This is a genomic window from Phocaeicola sp. ICN-14070, assembly GCF_037892625.1.
GTDB classification, from domain to species: Bacteria; Bacteroidota; Bacteroidia; order Bacteroidales; family Bacteroidaceae; genus Phocaeicola; species Phocaeicola plebeius.
In genome coordinates this window covers 14,191-34,524 of sequence record NZ_JBBKBF010000043.1, presented here as the reverse complement: position 1 = coordinate 34,524, position 20,334 = coordinate 14,191, and the positions used below count along the sequence as shown (strand labels likewise).

At 47.2% G+C, this 20,334-nt stretch carries 18 protein-coding genes and 1 pseudogene; 13 read left to right on the top strand and 6 right to left on the bottom strand.

Annotated features, from left to right (window positions below; all coding sequences use genetic code 11):
- Positions 1–164: 164 nt before the first annotated feature.
- On the top strand, positions 165–851 hold the full coding sequence (locus WKT20_RS11965) for an SGNH/GDSL hydrolase family protein (protein ID WP_340417421.1): 687 nt from the start codon (positions 165–167) through the stop codon (positions 849–851).
- 28 nt (positions 852–879) lie between these two features.
- On the opposite strand, the gene lipB is transcribed toward WKT20_RS11965, so the two are convergent.
- A complete protein-coding gene (gene lipB, locus WKT20_RS11960; protein WP_118244482.1) occupies positions 880–1,545 on the bottom strand; it encodes a lipoyl(octanoyl) transferase LipB in 666 nt (221 codons plus the stop codon).
- A gap of 157 nt (positions 1,546–1,702) precedes the next feature.
- Here lipB and WKT20_RS11955 point away from each other — a divergent pair, with 157 nt between their 5' ends.
- The 6 genes from WKT20_RS11955 (at position 1,703) to WKT20_RS11930 (ending at position 8,759) form a co-directional block, all read left to right on the top strand.
- Positions 1,703–2,569 (top strand): DUF3298 and DUF4163 domain-containing protein, encoded by an 867-nt coding sequence (locus WKT20_RS11955; RefSeq protein ID WP_340417420.1) that lies wholly within the window; start codon positions 1,703–1,705, stop codon positions 2,567–2,569.
- 6 nt (positions 2,570–2,575) lie between these two features.
- Positions 2,576–3,202, top strand: a complete 627-nt coding sequence (rsmG, locus tag WKT20_RS11950) for a 16S rRNA (guanine(527)-N(7))-methyltransferase RsmG (RefSeq protein WP_117701836.1) — start codon at positions 2,576–2,578, stop codon at positions 3,200–3,202.
- A gap of 5 nt (positions 3,203–3,207) precedes the next feature.
- The gene (locus WKT20_RS11945; protein ID WP_007558477.1) at positions 3,208–3,849 is read left to right on the top strand and encodes an MBL fold metallo-hydrolase; all 642 of its coding nucleotides are present in this window, start codon (positions 3,208–3,210) and stop codon (positions 3,847–3,849) included.
- 46 nt (positions 3,850–3,895) lie between these two features.
- A complete protein-coding gene (gcvP, locus tag WKT20_RS11940; protein WP_340417419.1) occupies positions 3,896–6,745 on the top strand; it encodes an aminomethyl-transferring glycine dehydrogenase in 2,850 nt (949 codons plus the stop codon).
- A 274-nt stretch (positions 6,746–7,019) separates the two neighbouring features.
- Positions 7,020–8,318, top strand: a complete 1,299-nt coding sequence (locus WKT20_RS11935; protein ID WP_117701890.1) for a phenylacetate--CoA ligase family protein — start codon at positions 7,020–7,022, stop codon at positions 8,316–8,318.
- A 12-nt stretch (positions 8,319–8,330) separates the two neighbouring features.
- The gene (locus WKT20_RS11930) at positions 8,331–8,759 is read left to right on the top strand and encodes an amino acid-binding protein (RefSeq protein WP_007558483.1); all 429 of its coding nucleotides are present in this window, start codon (positions 8,331–8,333) and stop codon (positions 8,757–8,759) included.
- Here the strand turns inward: WKT20_RS11930 and WKT20_RS11925 are convergent.
- Together WKT20_RS11925 and aspS are read right to left on the bottom strand one after the other, a co-directional pair.
- Entirely contained in the window at positions 8,756–9,145 is a 390-nt protein-coding gene (locus tag WKT20_RS11925; protein WP_118166101.1) for a GtrA family protein, read from the bottom strand. The genes WKT20_RS11930 and WKT20_RS11925 overlap by 4 nt on opposite strands.
- A 35-nt stretch (positions 9,146–9,180) precedes the next feature.
- The gene (aspS, locus tag WKT20_RS11920; protein ID WP_117701833.1) at positions 9,181–10,944 is read right to left on the bottom strand and encodes an aspartate--tRNA ligase; all 1,764 of its coding nucleotides are present in this window, start codon (positions 10,942–10,944) and stop codon (positions 9,181–9,183) included.
- A gap of 214 nt (positions 10,945–11,158) precedes the next feature.
- Between aspS and trxB the strand changes: the two genes are divergently transcribed.
- From trxB to WKT20_RS11890, 6 genes are all read left to right on the top strand, one after another.
- The gene (gene trxB / locus WKT20_RS11915; protein WP_117701832.1) at positions 11,159–12,106 is read left to right on the top strand and encodes a thioredoxin-disulfide reductase; all 948 of its coding nucleotides are present in this window, start codon (positions 11,159–11,161) and stop codon (positions 12,104–12,106) included.
- 33 nt (positions 12,107–12,139) lie between these two features.
- Positions 12,140–14,959 carry a M16 family metallopeptidase gene (locus WKT20_RS11910; protein ID WP_340417418.1) on the top strand — a complete coding sequence of 940 codons (2,820 nt, stop codon included), beginning with the start codon at positions 12,140–12,142 and terminating at the stop codon, positions 14,957–14,959.
- A 24-nt stretch (positions 14,960–14,983) separates the two neighbouring features.
- Positions 14,984–16,471 (top strand): DUF5687 family protein, encoded by a 1,488-nt coding sequence (locus WKT20_RS11905; RefSeq protein ID WP_181976310.1) that lies wholly within the window; start codon positions 14,984–14,986, stop codon positions 16,469–16,471.
- Positions 16,472–16,502: 31 nt separating this feature from the next.
- Complete coding sequence (locus WKT20_RS11900; protein WP_340417417.1) at positions 16,503–17,210, top strand: ABC transporter ATP-binding protein; 708 nt, start codon at positions 16,503–16,505, stop codon at positions 17,208–17,210.
- Positions 17,211–17,300: 90 nt separating this feature from the next.
- Positions 17,301–17,834, top strand: coding sequence for a C40 family peptidase (locus tag WKT20_RS11895; protein WP_340417416.1), 534 nt, complete (start codon positions 17,301–17,303; stop codon positions 17,832–17,834).
- Positions 17,835–17,847: 13 nt separating this feature from the next.
- A complete protein-coding gene (locus tag WKT20_RS11890; protein ID WP_278454531.1) occupies positions 17,848–18,813 on the top strand; it encodes a DUF4858 domain-containing protein in 966 nt (321 codons plus the stop codon).
- A gap of 13 nt (positions 18,814–18,826) precedes the next feature.
- Here WKT20_RS11890 and WKT20_RS11885 read toward each other — a convergent pair whose 3' ends face one another.
- The 3 genes and pseudogenes from WKT20_RS11885 to WKT20_RS11875 all read right to left on the bottom strand — a co-directional run bounded on the left by WKT20_RS11885 (position 18,827) and on the right by WKT20_RS11875 (position 20,329).
- The gene (locus tag WKT20_RS11885; protein WP_007558495.1) at positions 18,827–19,201 is read right to left on the bottom strand and encodes a DMT family protein; all 375 of its coding nucleotides are present in this window, start codon (positions 19,199–19,201) and stop codon (positions 18,827–18,829) included.
- A gap of 101 nt (positions 19,202–19,302) precedes the next feature.
- Positions 19,303–19,449, bottom strand: a pseudogene (locus WKT20_RS11880) (aquaporin); the annotation flags it as partial.
- 217 nt (positions 19,450–19,666) lie between these two features.
- Complete coding sequence (locus WKT20_RS11875; RefSeq protein ID WP_340417415.1) at positions 19,667–20,329, bottom strand: thiamine diphosphokinase; 663 nt, start codon at positions 20,327–20,329, stop codon at positions 19,667–19,669.
- Positions 20,330–20,334 lie beyond the last annotated feature (5 nt).

The window sequence follows — 20,334 nt, the reverse complement described above, 5'->3', positions numbered from 1 at the left end:
TTTTACAAAAATATCCTGATTTTTCGGAAAACACGATATACATATTACGGATAATTATACCCCAATTACTTGTATACTGACAAAATGCCCCATTTTTGTATCACTTTTTTCTGTTTGTTTTGTTTTTTATCACGTACATTTGTAGAAACTTTAAATGACACATCATGAAAAAAACGTATGCAATGCTATTTTCCTTCCTTTTGGTCTGCACCATGGGATTTTCGCAGACCCGGAAGGCTGTTTCTATTTTAGGAGATTCGTACTCTACTTTCGAGAATTACCTTCAGCCTGATACCAATGCCGTGTGGTACTTTCAGCAGCCGCGGAAAAACAACGATGTCCGTTCTGTAGACCAGACCTGGTGGTATAAGTTTATTAAGGAAAGCGGATACCGTCTGTGCGTAAACAATTCTTTCTCGGGTGCAACCATCTGCCACACCGGTTACCGGAAAGAGGATTATTCCGACCGCTCGTTTGTGACACGAATGAACAACCTGGGGTGTCCGGACCTCATTTTCATTTTTGGAGCAACGAACGACAGCTGGGCCGGGGCTCCCATCGGTGAATACCAGTATGAAAACTGGACGAAAAAAGATTTGTACAGCTTCCGTCCGGCCATGGCTTATATGCTGGAACACATGCAGTACCGTTATCCCAACGTGGAGATTTATTTTCTGTTGAACTGCGACCTGAAATCGGAAATCAATGAGTCTGTAAAGACCATCTGCGCACACTATCACGTGCCTTGCATCGAACTGAAAGGAATCGACAAGCAGGGAGGGCATCCTTCCATAAAAGGTATGCAGCAAATCAACGAACAGATAAAAGCTTATTTTGCCAGTCGGCAATAAGGAAAAAGAAAACGGCTTGACGAATACGTCAGGCCGTTTCTTTTAATAATTCCAGAATCAGTTGCTCCAGTCTGTCTCTCACTTCATCCATCGGGACTTCTTGCCGTAACTCAGCCTGTAGTGAAGTGACTCCCTTGTCTATAAACCCACAGGGATGAATGTAACTGAAATACCTTAAATCTGTATTGACGTTCAGGGCAAGACCGTGCATCGTAACGAAATGGCTGCTTCTTACCCCCATGGCACAGATTTTACGTTCTTCGGGCGTACCCGTAGCCAGCCAGACGCCAGTAGCCCCGTGCACTCTGTCGACTTCTATGCCGTAGGTCCGGCACACGCGGATCACCGCTTCCTCTAACAGGTGCAGGTATTCCTTCAAACCCAAGTGAAAATCTTCCAGGTTCAGAATCGGATAACACACCCATTGTCCCGGTCCGTGATAAGTAATGTCTCCTCCCCTGTCCACCTGAAACAGTTCGGCATGAATGGTCTGTAACTGTGTGGGGTTCAACAGCATATTGGCCGCCTTTCCGTGCTTGCCCAGGGTGTAGACATGCGGATGCTGGCAGAAAATAATCCGGTTGGTATAAGGCTTCCCGTTCAGCTTGGCATCAATGAGTTCATCAAAAAGAGCAGTTTGTCGTTCCCAAGCTTCAGAATAAGAGATGAGTCCCCAGTTTTCTATTGTAATCATGGCATTCAATTCTTAAAAGGTTACATTTTGCAAAGAAAAAATTTTTTGGTGTGAATGGCAAAGATTTACAAAAAGAATTCCTTTTTACATCGCAATTCGGGAAGTTATGCTATATTTGTAGACAGAGAAATCATTTTTTTGAGAAAAACGTCTGAACATGATGAAAAAAATACAAAGAGGCTTATTCCCCTCTGTCGTGTGTGGCTTGTTTTCCACCATGATGCTACCGGGGTGTATCGGAAACGGGACAGCCGGAGGAAACGAAGTTTCAGTGGATTCCATTCCTATGGATACGACTGTGTATCTGGATGAAGCCAATACGGAATCACCTAAATGCCAGATAAAAATCAATTTTAAATATTTAAAGTCGGCCGATAAGAACGATTCGCTGACGCAGGTAATCAATCAGGTGCTGGAAGATGCTTTTTCAAGTGCACATGCCGGAGCAGCTTCTCCACAGGCCTTTGTCTCGTCTATCAAGGAAAGCCTGGCAGGTGATTACCTGAAGGATGTGCAGGGAAGTTATCATACCGACTTGAAGAACGGAATGAAGCCCGATGAAATTCCTAACTGGTATAACTACGAATATGAGATAAATTCGGAACTGCAAGAAGGTAAAGACAGTATATGGAATTATGCCGTCACTACTTTCCAATATACCGGAGGCGCACATCCCAACACATGGGCACAGTGGGTTAACATTGATGCGGCCAATGGGAAAAAGCTGGACAAGAGCGAAGTGTTTGCCAAAGGAACTGAAGAGGATATCTGTCGGCTGATTCTGGACAAACTGCTGTCAGAAGCCAATAAAAAGCTGGAGACAGATACGCTGACCTGTGTAGAGGGACTTCAGGCGGTAGGTATCTTGTTGGACACGGACTTGTATGTGCCCGATAACTTCCTGCTCGAAAAAGAGGGAGTGACATTCCTTTATAACACCTACGACATTGCACCTTATTACATGGGACGTTTCCAATTGACGGTTCCCTATGAAGAAATCAATACTTATTTAATCAAGAAATAATCGTACATGGACATTATCTTAAAATATTTTCCGAACCTGAGCGAGGTTCAGCAACAGCAATTTGCGGCTTTGTATGACCTATATACTGACTGGAACAGCAAAATCAACGTGATTTCGCGAAAAGACATTACCAACCTGTATGAGCATCATGTGCTGCACTCACTGGGTATTGCCAAGGTCATGCAGTTCCGTCCGGAAACGGCTGTGATGGACTTGGGTACCGGCGGTGGTTTCCCTGGAATTCCGCTGGCTATTCTCTTTCCGGAAACACATTTCCATCTGGTGGACAGTATCGGCAAGAAAGTGAAGGTGGCTACTGAAATAGCCAATGCCATCGGCTTGAAGAACGTCACTACCCGTCATTGCCGTGCGGAGGAAGAAAAGCAATTGTTTGACTTCGTGGTAAGCAGGGCCGTCATGCCGCTGACCGACTTGCTGAAAATCATCCGCAAGAATATCAAGAAGGAACAGCACAATGCCCTCCCCAACGGACTGATTTGCCTGAAAGGCGGTGAACTGGAACGGGAAGTCATGCCTGTAAAGCATCAGACACTTATGTATGATTTGAAGGATTATTTTGAAGAGGAATTTTTTGAGACCAAGAAAGTGGTTTATGTCACAATCAACGGATAATCGATATGAAAATTAAGACATTTGAATTCAATATGTTTCCGGTCAACTGCTATGTGGTGTGGGACGAGGAAACGCTGCAGGCAGCTGTAATTGATGCCGGATGCTATTATCAGGAAGAGCAGCAGACATTGAAGAAGTTCATTGCAGAAAACGGACTTACGGTGACGCATTTGCTGAATACGCATTTGCACCTGGATCATATCTTCGGCAACGCGTTTATGCTCAGAGAGTTTGGAGTCAGTGCCGAAGCCGGAAAGGAAGATGAATTTCTGTTGCCGAGAACAGCAGAGTATTGCCGCATGTTCGGTTTCCCTCTGAACGAGGAACCTCCTGCACTGGGCAGCTACGTGCATGACGGCGACCTGATAAAAATAGGAAATATAGAACTGAAGGCGCTTGCCGTGCCTGGCCATTCTCCCGGAAGCATGGTGTTCTATTGTGAAGCACAGCACTGCATGTTCAGCGGTGATGTATTGTTCCGGGGCAGCATCGGGCGTGCAGACCTGGAAGGCGGAAACTTTGACCAGTTGAGGGAAAGCATCGTGGCACGTTTGCTGACACTCCCTGACGAGACAATGGTGTATCCGGGGCATGGAAATCCCACTACCATCGGCTATGAAAAGATGAACAATCCTTTCTTCCGCTGATGCGTTATTCTTTTGCTTGAAAACCATAAATCTTACCTTAATAATCATGAAAACAACGACATTTTCAAACAGACACATCGGCATCGGGGAAGAGGAACTTCCGCTGATGCTGAAAAAAATTGGAGTAAGCAGTCTGGATGAACTGATAGAGAAAACCATTCCTGCCAATATCCTGCTAAAAGAACCTTTGAAACTGGGAGCTGCCATGACGGAACGTGAATTTGCCGAGCACATCGGCAAACTGGCAGCCCAGAACAAGCTATATAAGACGTATATCGGATGTGGGTGGTATGACACGGTGACTCCGGCAGTTGTTCAGCGTAACGTATTTGAAAATCCGGTTTGGTACACTTCCTATACGCCCTATCAGGCTGAAATTTCCCAGGGACGACTGGAAGCGTTGCTGAACTTTCAAACGGTAATCAGCGATCTGACTGCCCTTCCGCTGGCCAACTGTTCTCTGCTGGATGAAGCGACGGCTGCGGCGGAAGCGGCTACGATGATGTACGGACTGAGAAGCCGTGCACAACAGAAAGCACAGGCCAACGTGCTGTTTGTAGATGAAGAAATATTCCCTCAGACGCTGGCAGTTATTCGTACCCGGGCCATTCCGCAGGGAATGGTAGTAAAGGTAGGCAGTTACAAGGACCTGACTTTTACGCCGGATATTTTCGGTTGCATCGTGCAGTATCCGAATAACAGCGGAAGTATAGAAGACTATCGGGAATTTGCCGAACAGGCACATGCTGCCGGATGTAAGGTGGCCGTAGCAGCCGATATCCTGTCGCTTGCCCTACTGGTTCCTCCCGGTGAATGGGGAGCCGACATCGCTTTCGGTAGTTCACAGCGTCTGGGCACACCGATATTCTATGGAGGACCTTCTGCGGCTTATTTCGCTACACGTGATGAATACAAACGAAATATGCCGGGACGTATCATCGGTCTGTCAAAAGACAAATACGGTCATCTGTGTTACCGTATGGCATTGCAGACTCGCGAGCAGCATATCAAGCGTGAAAAGGCTACTTCCAATATCTGTACGGCACAGGCGCTGCTGGCTACCATGGCCGGATTCTATGCCGTTTATCACGGACCTGACGGCATAAAGGAGATAGCCAATCATGTGCATGCCGTGGCTTTCTGGCTGGCAGAACAGCTCACGAAGTTGGGATATAAATTGCAGAACGAAAATTTCTTTGACACACTGAGAATACAGTTGCCGGACAACGTAACCATTCAGGAAGTGCGCACCATTGCCTTGAGCAAGGAAATCAATCTGCGCTATTTTGATAATGGCGATGTGGGTATCAGTGTCGATGAAACTACTACGCAGGCAGATGCTACGCTGATTCTGAATCTGTTTGCCGTAGCGGCAGAAGAACCGATGCATGATGTCTGTGCCATACCGGAAAAAGCTCCTGTAGCCGCACAGTTCCAGCGTCTGAGCACGTACCTCACTCACGAAGTCTTCCAGAAGTATCACACCGAAACGGAAATGATGCGTTACATCAAACGTCTGGAACGGAAAGATATCTCGTTGGCTCATTCCATGATTTCATTGGGCTCTTGTACCATGAAACTGAATGCGGCATCCGAAATGTTGCCTCTTAGCAATGCGGCCTGGATGAACCTTCACCCGTTGGTTCCGGAAGACCAAGCTGCGGGATACCAGGCTTTGATTCACAATCTCTCGGAACAGCTAAAGACGATTACAGGTTTTGCAGGCGTATCTCTCCAGCCGAACTCCGGTGCAGCAGGTGAATATACGGGCTTGCGTGTGATTAGAAGTTACCAGGAAAGCATCGGACAGGGTAACCGCCGATTGGTATTGATTCCGGCCTCGGCACATGGCACCAATCCGGCTTCGGCTGTACAGGCAGGTTACGAACCGCTGACGTGTGCTTGCGATGAGAATGGAAACGTGGATTTGGAAGATTTGCGTGCGAAGGCTGAAGCACATAAGGATGAACTGGCAGCTTTGATGATTACTTATCCGTCTACTCATGGTATTTTTGAGGAAGAAATCAAGGAGATATGTGAGATTATCCATGCGTGCGGTGCACAGGTTTATATGGACGGAGCCAACATGAACGGACAGGTGGGACTGACCAATCCGGGTACTATCGGAGCAGACGTGTGTCACCTGAACTTGCATAAGACATTCGCGAGCCCCCACGGTGGTGGCGGTCCGGGTGTAGGTCCGATTTGTGTGGCCGAGCATCTGGTGCCTTTCCTTCCGGGGCATGTCAGCACGGGCAATCCGCAGAATGAGGTCTCTGCTGCTCCTTACGGAAGTGCCGGTATCCTGCCGATTACTTACGGCTACATCTGCATGATGGGGGCAGAAGGTCTGAGAAGAGCGACTCAGACAGCTATTCTGAATGCCAACTACCTGGCCGCTTGCCTGAAAGATACGTATGGAGTGGTATACCGCGGAAAGAACGGTTTCGTAGGTCATGAGATGATTCTGGAATGCCGGAAGATACACGAAGAAAGCGGAATCTCGGAAAATGATATTTCCAAGCGTCTGATGGACTACGGTTACCATGCACCTACCCTCTCCTTCCCTGTACACGGTACGCTGATGATTGAACCGACGGAAAGTGAAAGTCTGGCAGAATTGGACAACTTTGTGGATGTCATGGTACATATCCGTGAAGAAATTGCAGAGATTGAGACTGGAAAGGCCGACAAAGAAGACAACGTATTGGTGAATGCTCCTCATCCGGAGTACGAGATTGTGGGAGATGCTTGGACTCATCCTTATGGTCGAGCTAAGGCGGCTTATCCGATTCAGAGTGTAAGAGACAACAAATTCTGGATTAACGTAGCACGTATCGATAATACATTGGGCGACCGTAAGTTGCTACCTACACGTTACGGAAGCTTTGAATAAAGTCTTTAAAGTCACGTTGGCTTGACATAGAAAATAAGAAGAGCCACTGCATTTCTTCGTAAAAGAGGGATTTGCAGTGGCTCTTTTCATATAGGATCGGAAATGGTATTCCCTGTTTTTCCGCATAGGGAGGATACATGTACGGTAGCTATCCTGACAAATTTTGAATCATTTGAGCAGTCTTAAAAGAAAGATGAAAGTTTTTGTTTGGTTTTAGTTTATTATTTCTATATTTGTGCATCAAACAACGAAAAATAATATGAAAAACGACCAAATGTACTTGCATCCTGAAGTGGAAACCTTGTCGAGACCGGACATTGAGAAACTTCAGTTGAAACGGTTGAAAGCAACCATCAACCGTTGTATGCATTCTCCGTTCTACAAGGAACGCTTTCAGCAATGCGGCATCAAACCGGAAGATATACAGTCACTGGAGGATTTACAGAAAATCCCTTTCACTACCAAACAGGATTTGCGCGACCATTATCCGTTCGGGCTTTCTGCCGTGCCTTTGGAAGAGGTAGTCCGTCTTCATTCTTCCAGTGGTACCACAGGAACTCCTACCGTGATTCTGCACACACAGCACGATTTGGAAGAATGGGCCAATGCCGTGGCGCGCTGTCTGTATATGGTGGGACTGCGTAAGGGAGATATTTTTCAGAACTCTTCCGGCTACGGTATGTTTACCGGAGGACTGGGCTTCCAGTATGGTGCCGAACGTCTAGGTATGCTGACTGTTCCAGCTGCTGCCGGCAATACCAAGCGGCAGATTAAGTTTATCACCGACTTTGGTACCACCGCTCTTCATGCCATCCCGAGTTATGCCGGCCGTTTGTACGAAGTGATGGAAGAGATGCACATCGACCCGCGCCGCGATACCCATCTGAAGACTTTGATTATCGGAGCCGAACCGCATTCTGACGAACAGCGTCGCCGTATTGAACAGATGCTGGGCGTGAAAGCCTACAACTCTTTCGGTATGTCGGAAATGTGTGGCCCGGGGGTAGCTTTTGAATGCATGGAACAGAACGGACTCCACATTTGGGAGGATTATTATATCGTAGAAATTGTGGACCCTGTCACACTGGAACCAGTACCCGAAGGCGAAGTGGGCGAACTGGTGCTCACCACCATCAACCGTGAAGCAATGCCGTTGCTGCGTTACCGTACGCGTGATCTGACCCGTATCCTTCCAGGCGATTGTCCTTGCGGACGCCATCACAAGCGTCTTGACCGAATGAAAGGCCGTAGTGACGACATGATGATTCTCAAGGGTGTCAATATTTTCCCGATTCAGATTGAGAACATCTTGCTGCAGTTCAAGGAACTGGGCAATGAGTACCTTATTACGCTGACCAACCTTGATGCGAACGATGAGATGACGGTAGAAGTAGAATTAAATGACTTTACCGATGACTATGGATTCCTTCAGAACCTGACTAAGGAAATTACCCGACAGTTGAAAGACGAAATCCTGATTACCCCGCGCGTGAAACTGGTGCCTAAAGGAAGCCTGCCCGTACAGGAAGGAAAAGCCGTGCGCGTAAAAGATTTACGAAAAACATTGATTTAAAAATAAAAGAATATGACCATACATCAACTATCTGTTTTTGTAGAAAACAAGTCGGGCACACTGCTTCAGGTGCTTGAACTACTGAAAGAAGCGCATATCCAGTTGATTGCTTCTACCATATCCGATACCGTAGAGTACGGTATCTACCGTATTATTTGTTCTGAACCATTGCGTGCCTACGAGGTACTGAAGGATGCGGGCATTTCAGCCAACGTATCCGAAGTGTTTGCTATCAGTCTGGATAATGAGCCGGGACGGGCTGCCGATGCCATCCGCAGTTTCAGCGAAACAGGCATAGGTATCTCCTACCTCTATTCCTTCTTGCTGGGAGGAAAAGGTATACTGGTATTCCGTACCGACAACACGGAGAAAACGCGTGAAGTGATACTGGAAAAGAAACTTCAGTACATTGAAGAAGAAAATCTGATGAAGATGGCCTAGCGGAAAGTCAGGCGGCGATTGCAAATGAAATTGACGGCACCGTAGACAAAGAGTCCGAGGAACTGTGCCAGGTATTCATTGCAGTGAAGAAGCTCCACGAGTATAAGAAGAAAAAGGAACTGCGCACTATAAGCCAGTGCGAAAGCACCAATAAAAAATAGCATCTGATGCCAGATGCTATTTTTTTTGTCATCTGTTTCAAGCGGAAAAATCCAGTATTTACACCAGATAAAGTTGTGTATCTGTGCTACGATGTATGCGCATATATTGGCTATAATATAACTCTCGCCCTCGATGTGCATCAACAGCCATACCACGAAAGCTGCAATCAGGGCATTGAGCGTTCCTACTATTGCAAAGCGTATAATCCGTACCGATTCCTTCATCCGGTTACTTTCTTGTCTTTTTCCTTGAAACGTTATTAATTATTTTCCTTGAGATCAATTTTCAGATTCAGTTCATCCAACTGTTTCTGATCGAGGAAGCCAGGAGCATCCAGCATCACGTCACGTCCGGAGTTGTTCTTCGGGAAGGCGATGCAGTCGCGAATAGAATCCAGACCGGCAAACAGAGATACCCAACGGTCAAGTCCGTATGCCAGACCACCGTGAGGAGGTGCACCAAACTTGAAGGCATTCATCAGGAAGCCGAACTGTTCCTGTGCTTTTTCTGGAGTGAATCCCAGGATTTCGAACATTTTAGCCTGCAATGCTGAGTCGTGGATACGGATAGAACCACCACCAACTTCCACACCGTTGATAACCATATCGTATGCATCGGCACGTACAGCTGCGGGATCGGTATCCAGCAAAGGAATATCCTCGTCTTTCGGGTGAGTGAACGGATGGTGCATAGCCATCAAGCGACCTTCTTCTTCGCTCCATTCGAACATCGGGAAGTCTACTACCCACAGGCAAGCAAACTTGTTCTTGTCGCGCAAGCCCAGCTGGTTACCCATCTCCAGACGCAGTTCGCAAAGCTGCTTGCGGGTCTTCATGGCATCGTCACCACTCAGAATCAGAATCAAGTCACCCGGTTTAGCACCGAATGCTTCTTTCATCTTTTGCAGCACATCTTGGCTGTAGAACTTGTCTACGCTTGACTTCACGGTACCGTCTGCTTCAATACGTGCATATACCATACCTTTAGCACCAATCTGCGGACGTTTTACGAACTCTGTCAACTGATCCAGCTGCTTGCGAGTGTAGTGAGCTGCACCTTCTGCACAGATACCACCGATATAAGCTGCATTGTCGAATACAGAGAAACCATAGCCTTTCAGCACATCCATCAGTTCGACGAACTTCATGCCGAAACGCAAATCCGGTTTGTCACTTCCGTAATACTTCATGGCATCTGCCCACGGCATACGCAGGAACGGTTCTGTAAGTTCCACTCCGCGAAGTTCCTTGAACAAATGTTTGGCCATACCCTCAAAAGTATTGATGATGTCTTCCTGTTCTACGAAGCTCATTTCGCAGTCAATCTGTGTGAACTCAGGCTGACGGTCTGCACGAAGGTCTTCATCACGGAAACATTTTACAATCTGGAAATAACGGTCGAAGCCGGAAACCATCAGCAGCTGCTTCAAAGTCTGCGGAGACTGAGGCAATGCGTAGAACTGTCCCGGATTCATACGTGAAGGAACCACGAAGTCGCGTGCACCTTCCGGAGTAGAACCAATCAGCATCGGAGTTTCCACTTCCAGGAAGCCTTTGCTATCCAAATAACGGCGTACTTCCATCGTCATGCGGTGACGGAGTTCCAAATTCTTGCGTACAGCAGTACGGCGCAAGTCCAGATAACGGTATTTCATACGAAGGTCATCTCCCCCGTCCGTATTATCTTCAATGGTGAAAGGTGGTGTCTGGGCTGAATTCAGAATATTCAGTTCCGATACGATGATTTCAATTTCTCCCGTCGGGATATTAGCATTTTTGCTGGAACGTTCGCTTACAGTTCCTTTCACCTGAATCACGAATTCACGTCCCAGGTGGTTGGCACGCTCACAAAGTTCGGCGTTCACCTCCGTATTGAACACCAGCTGCGTAATACCGTAGCGGTCGCGGAGGTCCACAAATGTCATTCCTCCCATCTTACGTGCACGCTGCACCCATCCGGCCAGTGTCACGTTCTTGCCTGCATCGGCGAGTCGTAACTCACCGCAAGTATGACTTCTAAACATATCTTTATTAAATGTTAGTTTTATCTAATTGACGGGCAAAGTTAGCATCTATTTTTCATTTATGCAATAAAAATCCCCCTTCAAAGGGCGAATAAGAATGAATAAAGAATGCATATTTCGGCAAATTCTTTGAATAAATAAAAGGACTATTCTAAAAAAATATATACTTTTGCTTTGCAATTACTCAAATTAAGACAAACATTATTCCAATTTTATGGCAAAAGAACATGTAAAATGCCTGATCATCGGATCAGGTCCTGCAGGATACACGGCCGCTATCTATACCAGCCGTGCCAATCTTTCTCCCGTGCTTTATGAAGGAATACAACCCGGCGGTCAGCTTACTATTACCACCGAAGTAGAAAACTTTCCCGGCTATCCGGATGGGGTAACCGGTCCGGTGCTGATGGACGACCTGAAAAGACAGGCTGAACGTTTCGGCGCCGATATTCGCAACGGCATTGTGACTAAAGCCGATCTGAGCAAGGCCCCTTATACTTTTGTAGTAGACGATGAAAAGGAAATCACCGCTGATACGGTTATTATCTCTACCGGTGCTACTGCTAAATATCTGGGACTGGAAGACGAAAAGAAATATGCGGGTATGGGTGTCAGTGCCTGTGCTACTTGCGACGGATTCTTCTATCGCAAGAAAACCGTAGCTGTAGTGGGCGGTGGCGATACAGCCTGCGAAGAAGCTGTATACCTGGCAGGACTGGCCAGCAAGGTATACCTTGTGGTACGCAAGCCGTTCCTTCGTGCTTCTAAAATCATGCAGGAACGTGTACTGAATCATCCGCACATTACCGTATTGTTTGAACACAATGCTATAGGCTTGTTCGGCGATAACGGTGTGGAAGGCATGCACGTAGTGAAACGCATGGGTGAAGCCGACGAAGAACGCTACGATGTGGCTATTGACGGATTCTTCCTGGCTATCGGTCACAAACCGAATTCCGATATCTTCAAGCCATGGGTGAAAACCGATGAAACCGGTTATATCATCACTGAAGGCAATACTCCGTGTACAGGTGTTCCGGGCGTATTTGCTGCAGGCGATGTAGCTGACCCGCATTACCGTCAGGCTATTACAGCAGCCGGAAGCGGATGTAAGGCAGCCATCGAGGCAGAACGTTATTTGTCTGCTAATGGACTTCTATAATTTGAATTACTCACAACCTAAATAAAAATTACGATGAAAGTTTTTAAATTAAAAAGAACTTTTGCGGCGGTAATTTTAGTGGGAGGTGCCATGACCGCATTCGCCCAGCAGATGCCGTCCATTCCGACCGATCCCAACGTGCGTATCGGTAAGTTAGAAAACGGATTGACTTACTACATCCGTCACAATGAGTTGCCCGACAATCAGGCCGACTTCTACATTGCACAGAAAGTGGGTTCTATTTTGGAAGAAGACAACCAGCGTGGTCTGGCACACTTCCTGGAGCACATGTGTTTCAACGGAACCACTCACTTCCCCGACAACCTGCTTCGTGAATACCTCGAAACCATCGGTGTGAAGTTTGGAGCTAACCTGAACGCTTATACTTCAGTAGATGAAACCGTGTACAATATTTCTAACGTACCGGTTATCCGTGACGGAATCGTAGACTCTTGTCTGTTGATTTTGCACGACTGGGCCAATGACCTGACACTTGCTCCGAAAGAAATCGACAAGGAACGTGGAGTTATCCATGAAGAATGGCGTACACGCACAGGAGCCATGATGCGTATGTATGAAAAGGTATTCCCTGCCATGTATAAAGACAGTAAGTATGCCTACCGTCTGCCTATCGGAACAATGGAAGTGGTAGACAACTTCCCCTACCAGGCTTTGAGAGACTATTATGAAAAATGGTATCGTCCAGACCAGCAGGGTATTGTGGTAGTAGGCGACATCAATGTGGATAGCATTGAAGCTAAAATCAAGAAGCTGTTCTCTCCGATTGAAATGCCGGCCAACGCTGCAGAACGTACCTACTTCCCTGTACCCGACAATGACGAACCTATCATTACCGTGGCAAAAGACAAGGAACAGCAGGTGCCCATCGTATATCTGTTCCACAAACACGATGTAGTGCCTAACGACCAGAAGAACAACATGGGTTATTTGGTTATGAACTACATGGTTTCTTCTATCGAAAGCATGCTTAACAGCCGTTTGAACGAGCTGACCCAGCAGGCTAACCCGCCGTTCATTGAAGCAGGTGTACAGGATGGAGATTACCTGGTAGCTAAGACAAAAGGAGCATTTGCAGCCTTTGCCGCAGCCAAGGAAGACGGCATCATCCTGACCACAGAAACATTGATGCGCGAAATTGAACGCGTGCGTCAGTTTGGTTTCACAGCCAGCGAATATGCCCGTGCGAAAGCTGACTACCTGCGCGGACTGGAATCTGCTTACAATGAACGTAACAAGCAGCGTAATGCCAGCTATGTAAATGAATACGTTCGTCATTTTATTGACAATGAACCGATTCCGGGCATTGAAAATGAATATGCCATCATGAACCAGATTGTGCCGAACATTCCGGTAGAAGCCGTTAATCAAGTAATGAAGCAGCTTATTACAGAGAAAAACATCGTGTTGAGCGTATTCTGTCCGGAAAAAGACGGTATGAAATACCCGACTGAAGCTGAACTGAAAGCCGTAATCGACAAGGTGAAAGCTGAAAAGCTGACAGCTTATGTAGACAAGGTATCTGATGAACCGCTGATGAAGGAAAAACCGCAGGCTGGAAAGGTAGTGAAAACAGAACGGGGTGTGTTCGGTTCTACTATCCTGACACTGAGCAACGGTGTGCGTGTCATCTTGAAGCCGACAGACTTCAAGGCTGACGAAGTACGCATGCAGGCCTTCAGTCCGGGTGGAACTTCTTTGTTCAACGATAAAGATGTATTGCAGTTCGCTCTGATCAGCCAGATTGCTTCATTGGGTGGACTGGGCAACTTCAATTCTGTAGACTTGGATAAAGTATTGGCCGGAAAGATGGCATCAGCCAGCGCAATGGTCAACACCTATTCAGAAGGATTGTCAGGAAGCTGCTCTCCGAAAGACTTGGAAACCATGCTGCAGCTGACTTACCTGCGCTTCACTGCACCGCGTATGGACCAGGAAGCCTTCACTTCTTTCATCACACGTAACAAGGCTGCTTTGGCTAACCAAGAAGCAAACCCGATGACTGCATTCAGCGACTCTATTAACGTAGCACTTTACAACCGTCATCCGCGTGCATTGTCAATGAAAGCCGACATGCTCGACAAGATTGACTACAACAAAGTAATGGAACTCTACAAGAATCGTTTTGCGGATGCCAGCGACTTTACCTTCATTCTGGTAGGTAACGTAGATGCAAAAACAGCTACTCCGCTTATCGAGCAGTACCTGGGTGCACTGCCTGCTACCAAGCGAAACGAAAAATTCCGCGATACAGGTATGGCCATCCGCAAAGGACACTTCGAAAACAACTTCGTGAAGGAACTGGAAACTCCGAAGGCTACCGTGCTGATGGTATATTCTGGCGATTGCAAATATGATTTGAAGAACAACCTGCAGATGAGCATGCTTGGTCAGTTGCTGAACATGGTTTACCTGCGTACCGTACGTGAAGATGCCGGTGGTACATACGGTGTAAGCTGTAACGGAAGCCTGAGCAAATATCCGACAGAGAAAGGTGCCTTCCAGGTATACTTCGATACTGACCCGAACCGTCGTGAAGAAATGGTGAAACTGATTAACGAAGGTATTCAGGAATTCATCGAAAAAGGTCCGGTTAGCGAAGACTTGAGCAAGGTGAAGGAATACATGCTGAAGACTTACAAGCAGAACCAGAAAGAAAACGGTTACTGGATGAATATCCTGAACACTTACTACTGGGAAAATCTAGATATGAATACCGGATACGAAGCCACAGTAAATGCTATCAGCGGTGACGACCTGAAAGCCTTTGCCAAGACCTTCTTCGGACAGAAGAACGAAGTGGAAGTCAGCATAAGTTCTCCGGTACAGAAATAATGAAACCGTGAAATTACTCCGATTATGTTATTGACCGAAATACGGAGGAATCAAAAACTTGCCGCAAAGCGGAACCCGATGTACGACAGGAACCGCTTTGCCAAGTTTCTGATTTATCTGTTTACTGCATTTTGGGCAGCGTACCTCATTCTGATTGGGGTTACGCTGCCCATTGCTTTTGAAGAAGGATTCCCTACGATGGAACCCTACGATATGCTCAATGCCTGTCTGCCAGGCTTCCTGTTCATTGATTTCCTGCTGCGCTTTCTTTTTCCTACTCCTGTGCAGCAAATCAAACCCTACCTGCTGCTGCCGATTAAAAAGCAACAGCTTATCAATGTCCTGCTCGTACAGGTGGGACTGAAAGCATTCAATCTCTTCTGGCTCTTTTTCTTCGTCCCCTTTGCCGCCATGACCGTGATACGTTTCTATGGTGTAACCGGTGTGGTGTGCTATGCACTCGGAATCTGGCTTCTGATGGTGGCCAACGCCTATTGGAGCGTACTGGTGCGCACATTGCAGCGTCGCCACATAGTCTGGGTACTGCTTCCCGTGGGATGCTATGTCCTGCTGGCAGTAGGAGGATTTTTCTATTCATACGTCAGCGATTTCTCCATGGCGTTAGGCGAGGCTCTCATTCAGGGGAAAATATTGGCCTATCTGGGAATACTGGTCGTCATAGCCCTGCTGGCTTTTTTGAACAGCCGTGTACAGATGGCCTGTATTTACAGTGAACTGAACCGCCGGGAAAAAATGCCGCAGGTAAAACATGCCGGACGCTACCGTTTCCTGAACCACTTCGGACTGACAGGCGAATACATGAAACTGGAACTGAAGATGATATTCCGCAACAAGGCTCCCAAAAAGAACTTCCAGATGATGACCGTGATCATCGTATCGTTTGCACTGAGTCTGCTGGGGTTCAGACATGCCGGTGAGGAAGAATTCTTCAGTCTTCATCTGTATGTGGTGTATTGCTTCACGGGATACGCCATCAGCATCTTGTCGCGCATCATGGCCTATGAAGGTAATTACCTCGACGGATTGCTTATGCACCGTGGTTCCCTGCTCTATCTGTTCCGGGGCAAATACTATGTGTATTGCCTGCTGCTGGTCATTCCACTAATGTGCATGCTACCTGCCCTTATTTTGGGAAGTATCTCCGTCCTGCTGGTCTTCAGCCAGCTGTTCTACACGGCCGGCGTTACTTTTCCAGTGATTATGCTGTTGGTCCTTATGAACCGAAAGACCGCCCCGCTGGACGCTTCCCTCATGGGAAAAGGCCAGTGGAACTCTCCCTATCAGGCCTTGAGCGTAGCTTTTGCCTTTTTTGCGCCGATAGCCATCTGTCGCATATTGTTCATTTGGATGGAGCCTTCCACAGCCTATCTGGTTTGTACCCTGCTGGGTGTGCCGGGCATCGTGCTTCATCCCCTTTGGTGCAAGCTGCTCTACCGGAAAGTATTTCAGAAACGGCATTCGCTCATGGAAGACCTTCGCGAAACAAGGTGATTTTTTATCTGTAACCAATCAATGAATTCTTATGGAAATCAAGATACATAACCTGAAAAAGACCTATGGCAGCAAGACGGCTGTCGATATTCCCGACTACACCCTGCAGGGGCCTGAAATCCTGGGATTGATGGGCAATAACGGGGCTGGGAAAACCACTCTGTTCCGCCTGATGCTCGACCTGTTGAAAGCCGACAGCGGAAATGTATGCCTAGACGGAACCGACGTGTCACAAAGTGAAGACTGGAAGTCGCACGTAGGAGCCTATATGGACGAGAGTTTTCTGATAGATTACCTTACCCCCGAAGAATATTTCCAGTTCTGCGGACGCATGTACGGATTCGATGCAGCCACCCTTCATGAACGGATTTATCGTTATGAACGTTTTCTGGGCGATGAAATCCTGAAAGAAAAGAAATACATCCGCAACCTTTCGGCCGGAAACAAACAGAAGACGGGTATTGTTACCGCTCTGCTGCACAATCCGAAACTCGTCATTCTGGATGAACCGTTCAATTTCCTCGACCCTACTTCACAATCGTTACTCAAGCATCTCCTCAAGCACTATTGTGAAGAACAAAAGGCCACTATTCTTGTGTCAAGCCACAACTTGAGCCACACCGTCGACCTCAGTACCCGTATCGTATTGCTGGAACAGGGGCATCTGCTCCGCGACCTTGACAATACCAATGGGGCTGCCGGAGTAGAGTTGGAAAACTATTTCGAGGTAAAAGAATAAAATAAAAGAATCTTCAACAGGTTCTAAAATACCCTAAGTACCTATCCATGTAACGAGGATATTATGTACATTTGTTCAAAACAAACAACTATGTACAGATACCGCTTCACTCGTTTTTCAGTGTGCATGCTGTTCGCGGTGTGCACACTTTTGTTATCCTCGTGTGGCACACCTGCTCCGCGCGTGGACTACCGCGAACTGGCGCGTGCAGCTGTGCGACTGGAAATGGACATCGATGCCGACGACAATCATCGTCTCTACGTAGAAGTGGCCGACTGGATTGGCGTACCCTACCGCCACGGAGGAACCACTCACCGTGGAACGGACTGTTCAGGCTTCACGTCTGCTGTCTATAAAAAAGTGTACCACAAGAAACTGCAACGTAATTCCGACGCCCAGCGTACGGAAGACTGCCGAAAAATATCCAAGCGCCAGCTAAAGGAAGGCGACTTGGTGTTCTTTCATAACGGACGGCGTAAACGCGTCGCCAATCACGTAGGCATTTACCTGAAAGACGGAAAATTCGTGCATGCCAGTACCAGTTCCGGCGTCATTGTCAGCCGGCTGGAAGAGCCTTACTATCGCAAGTGCTGGATGCAGGGAGGACGAGTAAAAGGACTATAAACACGCGCACGACATGAACTACTCTTTACATCTATCATCCCGGCTGACTCTGATGCTATGTACAGTCGGTATCCTGCCCGCCATGAGCCAGCAGCAGGAAAAGGAACTGCAACTCAACATGGATGCAGTGAAAATGATTCAATTCGATTTCAATTCCCTGCCCAAACAGGAAAACCAACCGCTGGAAGCCCCGCTGAACAAAAAATGGATGGACTTCAAGGTGGACCTGAAAGTGCCCCGCAGCCTGATTGATACCACCAAAGTATGGAAACCGGAAAGTTATGTCCGCATGGAACCTTATACCATCTGGACCCGTTTCGGAGAAGACCCGGTGTATGATGTACTGATGGCCGGACGGCCCAAGCAATGGGAAATCTCCTGGACACTCAATCCCAATCGCATATATGCCGACGAGGAATACGGACGCAGCATTGTACCTTCTACCGGACGAATGTATGAAAATGTTTCCTCACCGGCAGGTTCGAGTTTTGTCATTGGCGGACTCGATTTCATGGGTTTTATCTATGACAACATGACCCGTCGCGGGCGCATGCTGGCACACAACCGCAAGCATGCCAATGCCTGGAAAACCTATGCTGACTATCAGCCCACGGCGGCTGACAGCATGAAAGTGCCAAACTTCTACCGTCAGCTCCGTAAACAGCAGGCAGCCGACAGCACGCAGACATTGCTCACCTTTCAGCCGGCTTTTTCGGCAGCTCCTCTCCTGCCCATTTACGCCGTGCCTGATTCTGTAAAGAAACAAGCGGAGCCCCAGCCCGATACTGTAAAAATAGAGAAAAAGAAAAACCCGCAACCAGCGCAGGCGGAGGATGCGGGAAACTTGTATGAATACATTCGCCAGAAAGCAGCCGAGGACTCCATCCGGCGAAAAGAATTCTTCCGAAAAGATAAAGTCAGAAACAACCAGTATGACGTGCAGCGTGAAATCCAGCGCCTACGCGAACAGCAGAACTGACGAGTGTCTTATCTCATTTCTTGAATACGAAATACACAGCCAGTATCAGGCAGAAAAATGCAGCCAGGTGGTTCCATTTCAGCTCCATCTTGAACGCAATCATGGAGAAAATGGTAAACACGGCCAGCGTAATCACCTCCTGAATCACTTTCAGCTGCATGATGTCAAACGGTCCTCCACTGTCTCTGAACCCCAGACGGTTGGCCGGAACCTGCAAACAGTATTCAAAAAAAGCAATGGCCCAACTGAACGCAATCACCCCAATCAGCGGCAGTGAAGCAAACCAGCTGAACTCTTCACGCATCTTCAAGTGGCCATACCAGGCAAACGTCATGAAGATGTTCGAGAAAATCAGTAAAACAATCGAATAAATACCTTGTGATAGCATATCTTTTTCCTTATTTAAAAATCGGCTGCAAAGATACGTTTTTTAAATGAAAAAGACATGCTATCCTTGCGTCTTTACTCATTCAGTACGAAGGAATTTCCACACCAGTGCACTGAAAGCCGCTCCCACGAAAGGTCGATGACAGAAAGACCGAATGCCATGGCCACTCCTCCTGCAAATACGGCGCTACCGCAGCCCAGCAGTACAAGAACCATAGTTCCGATTAGTTCAGCTACATACTTTTTCATAGGCATTACATTTAAAATTCACGATGCCCTAATTTAGTATTTTTGCTGGAGAAAAGCAAGATTGCTAATGATTTATTAACTTAAAAATCAGACAGAAAGGAGTGTGCTGGAAAACTCAAGTACGTTTCAGGGAAAACGTAAGGCCGTTTGAGTCCAAACGCACTTGCGTTTGAAGTAAAACTCTTTGACGTTTTGAAAAAAACGCAAAGGCGTTTTTTTAGGCCTTCGGTTCGTAGGTGAAATACACCAGGTAACTTCCTTTCGCTGTAATGTGGAAACTGCAGTGTTCCACTTCATTAAGCGTACCTTGCCATAAAGAGTGAAAATCATAGATAGGATATTTTAATCCTTCGCTTCGAAGTTGTATTGCCCCAAAATTAAAGACAGATACCTGCTGTCTGGGGAATCCGGCAAATACCTTATCACCTGTGGCAGGAATGAAGAAACCATAGTCGGTCAGCATCACCACTTCCGCCCCCATCTGCTGATATTCCATAAGCAGACTGATATTTCCCAGTGTATGGTCCTCCCGTTTGCCCGTAGCCCCTACGAGGACAATTCGCTTTATCCCTTGTGAAAGCAGAAACATCACCGCCTTGGTCTGGTCGTTGGTCTCCTGGTCCGGGATACGATGAATCCGGTCGTGAAAACGAATCCGGTTCTCCTCCGAAAGTGAATCACCGTCGCCCACAATCCAGTCGGGCGCACGTCCGCTGTCGGCCAGCGCATTCGCTGCCCCGTCGCAACACACCACACAAGGTGCCTGATCGAGCACAGCCAATGGGAACGGATGTGAAGGGAAGTCTCCGTTTCCTACTATCACCGCTTCAGGAACAAACGGCAAAGTCAGTCGTTCATTTTCATTCTTTATGTCATTCATTGTTT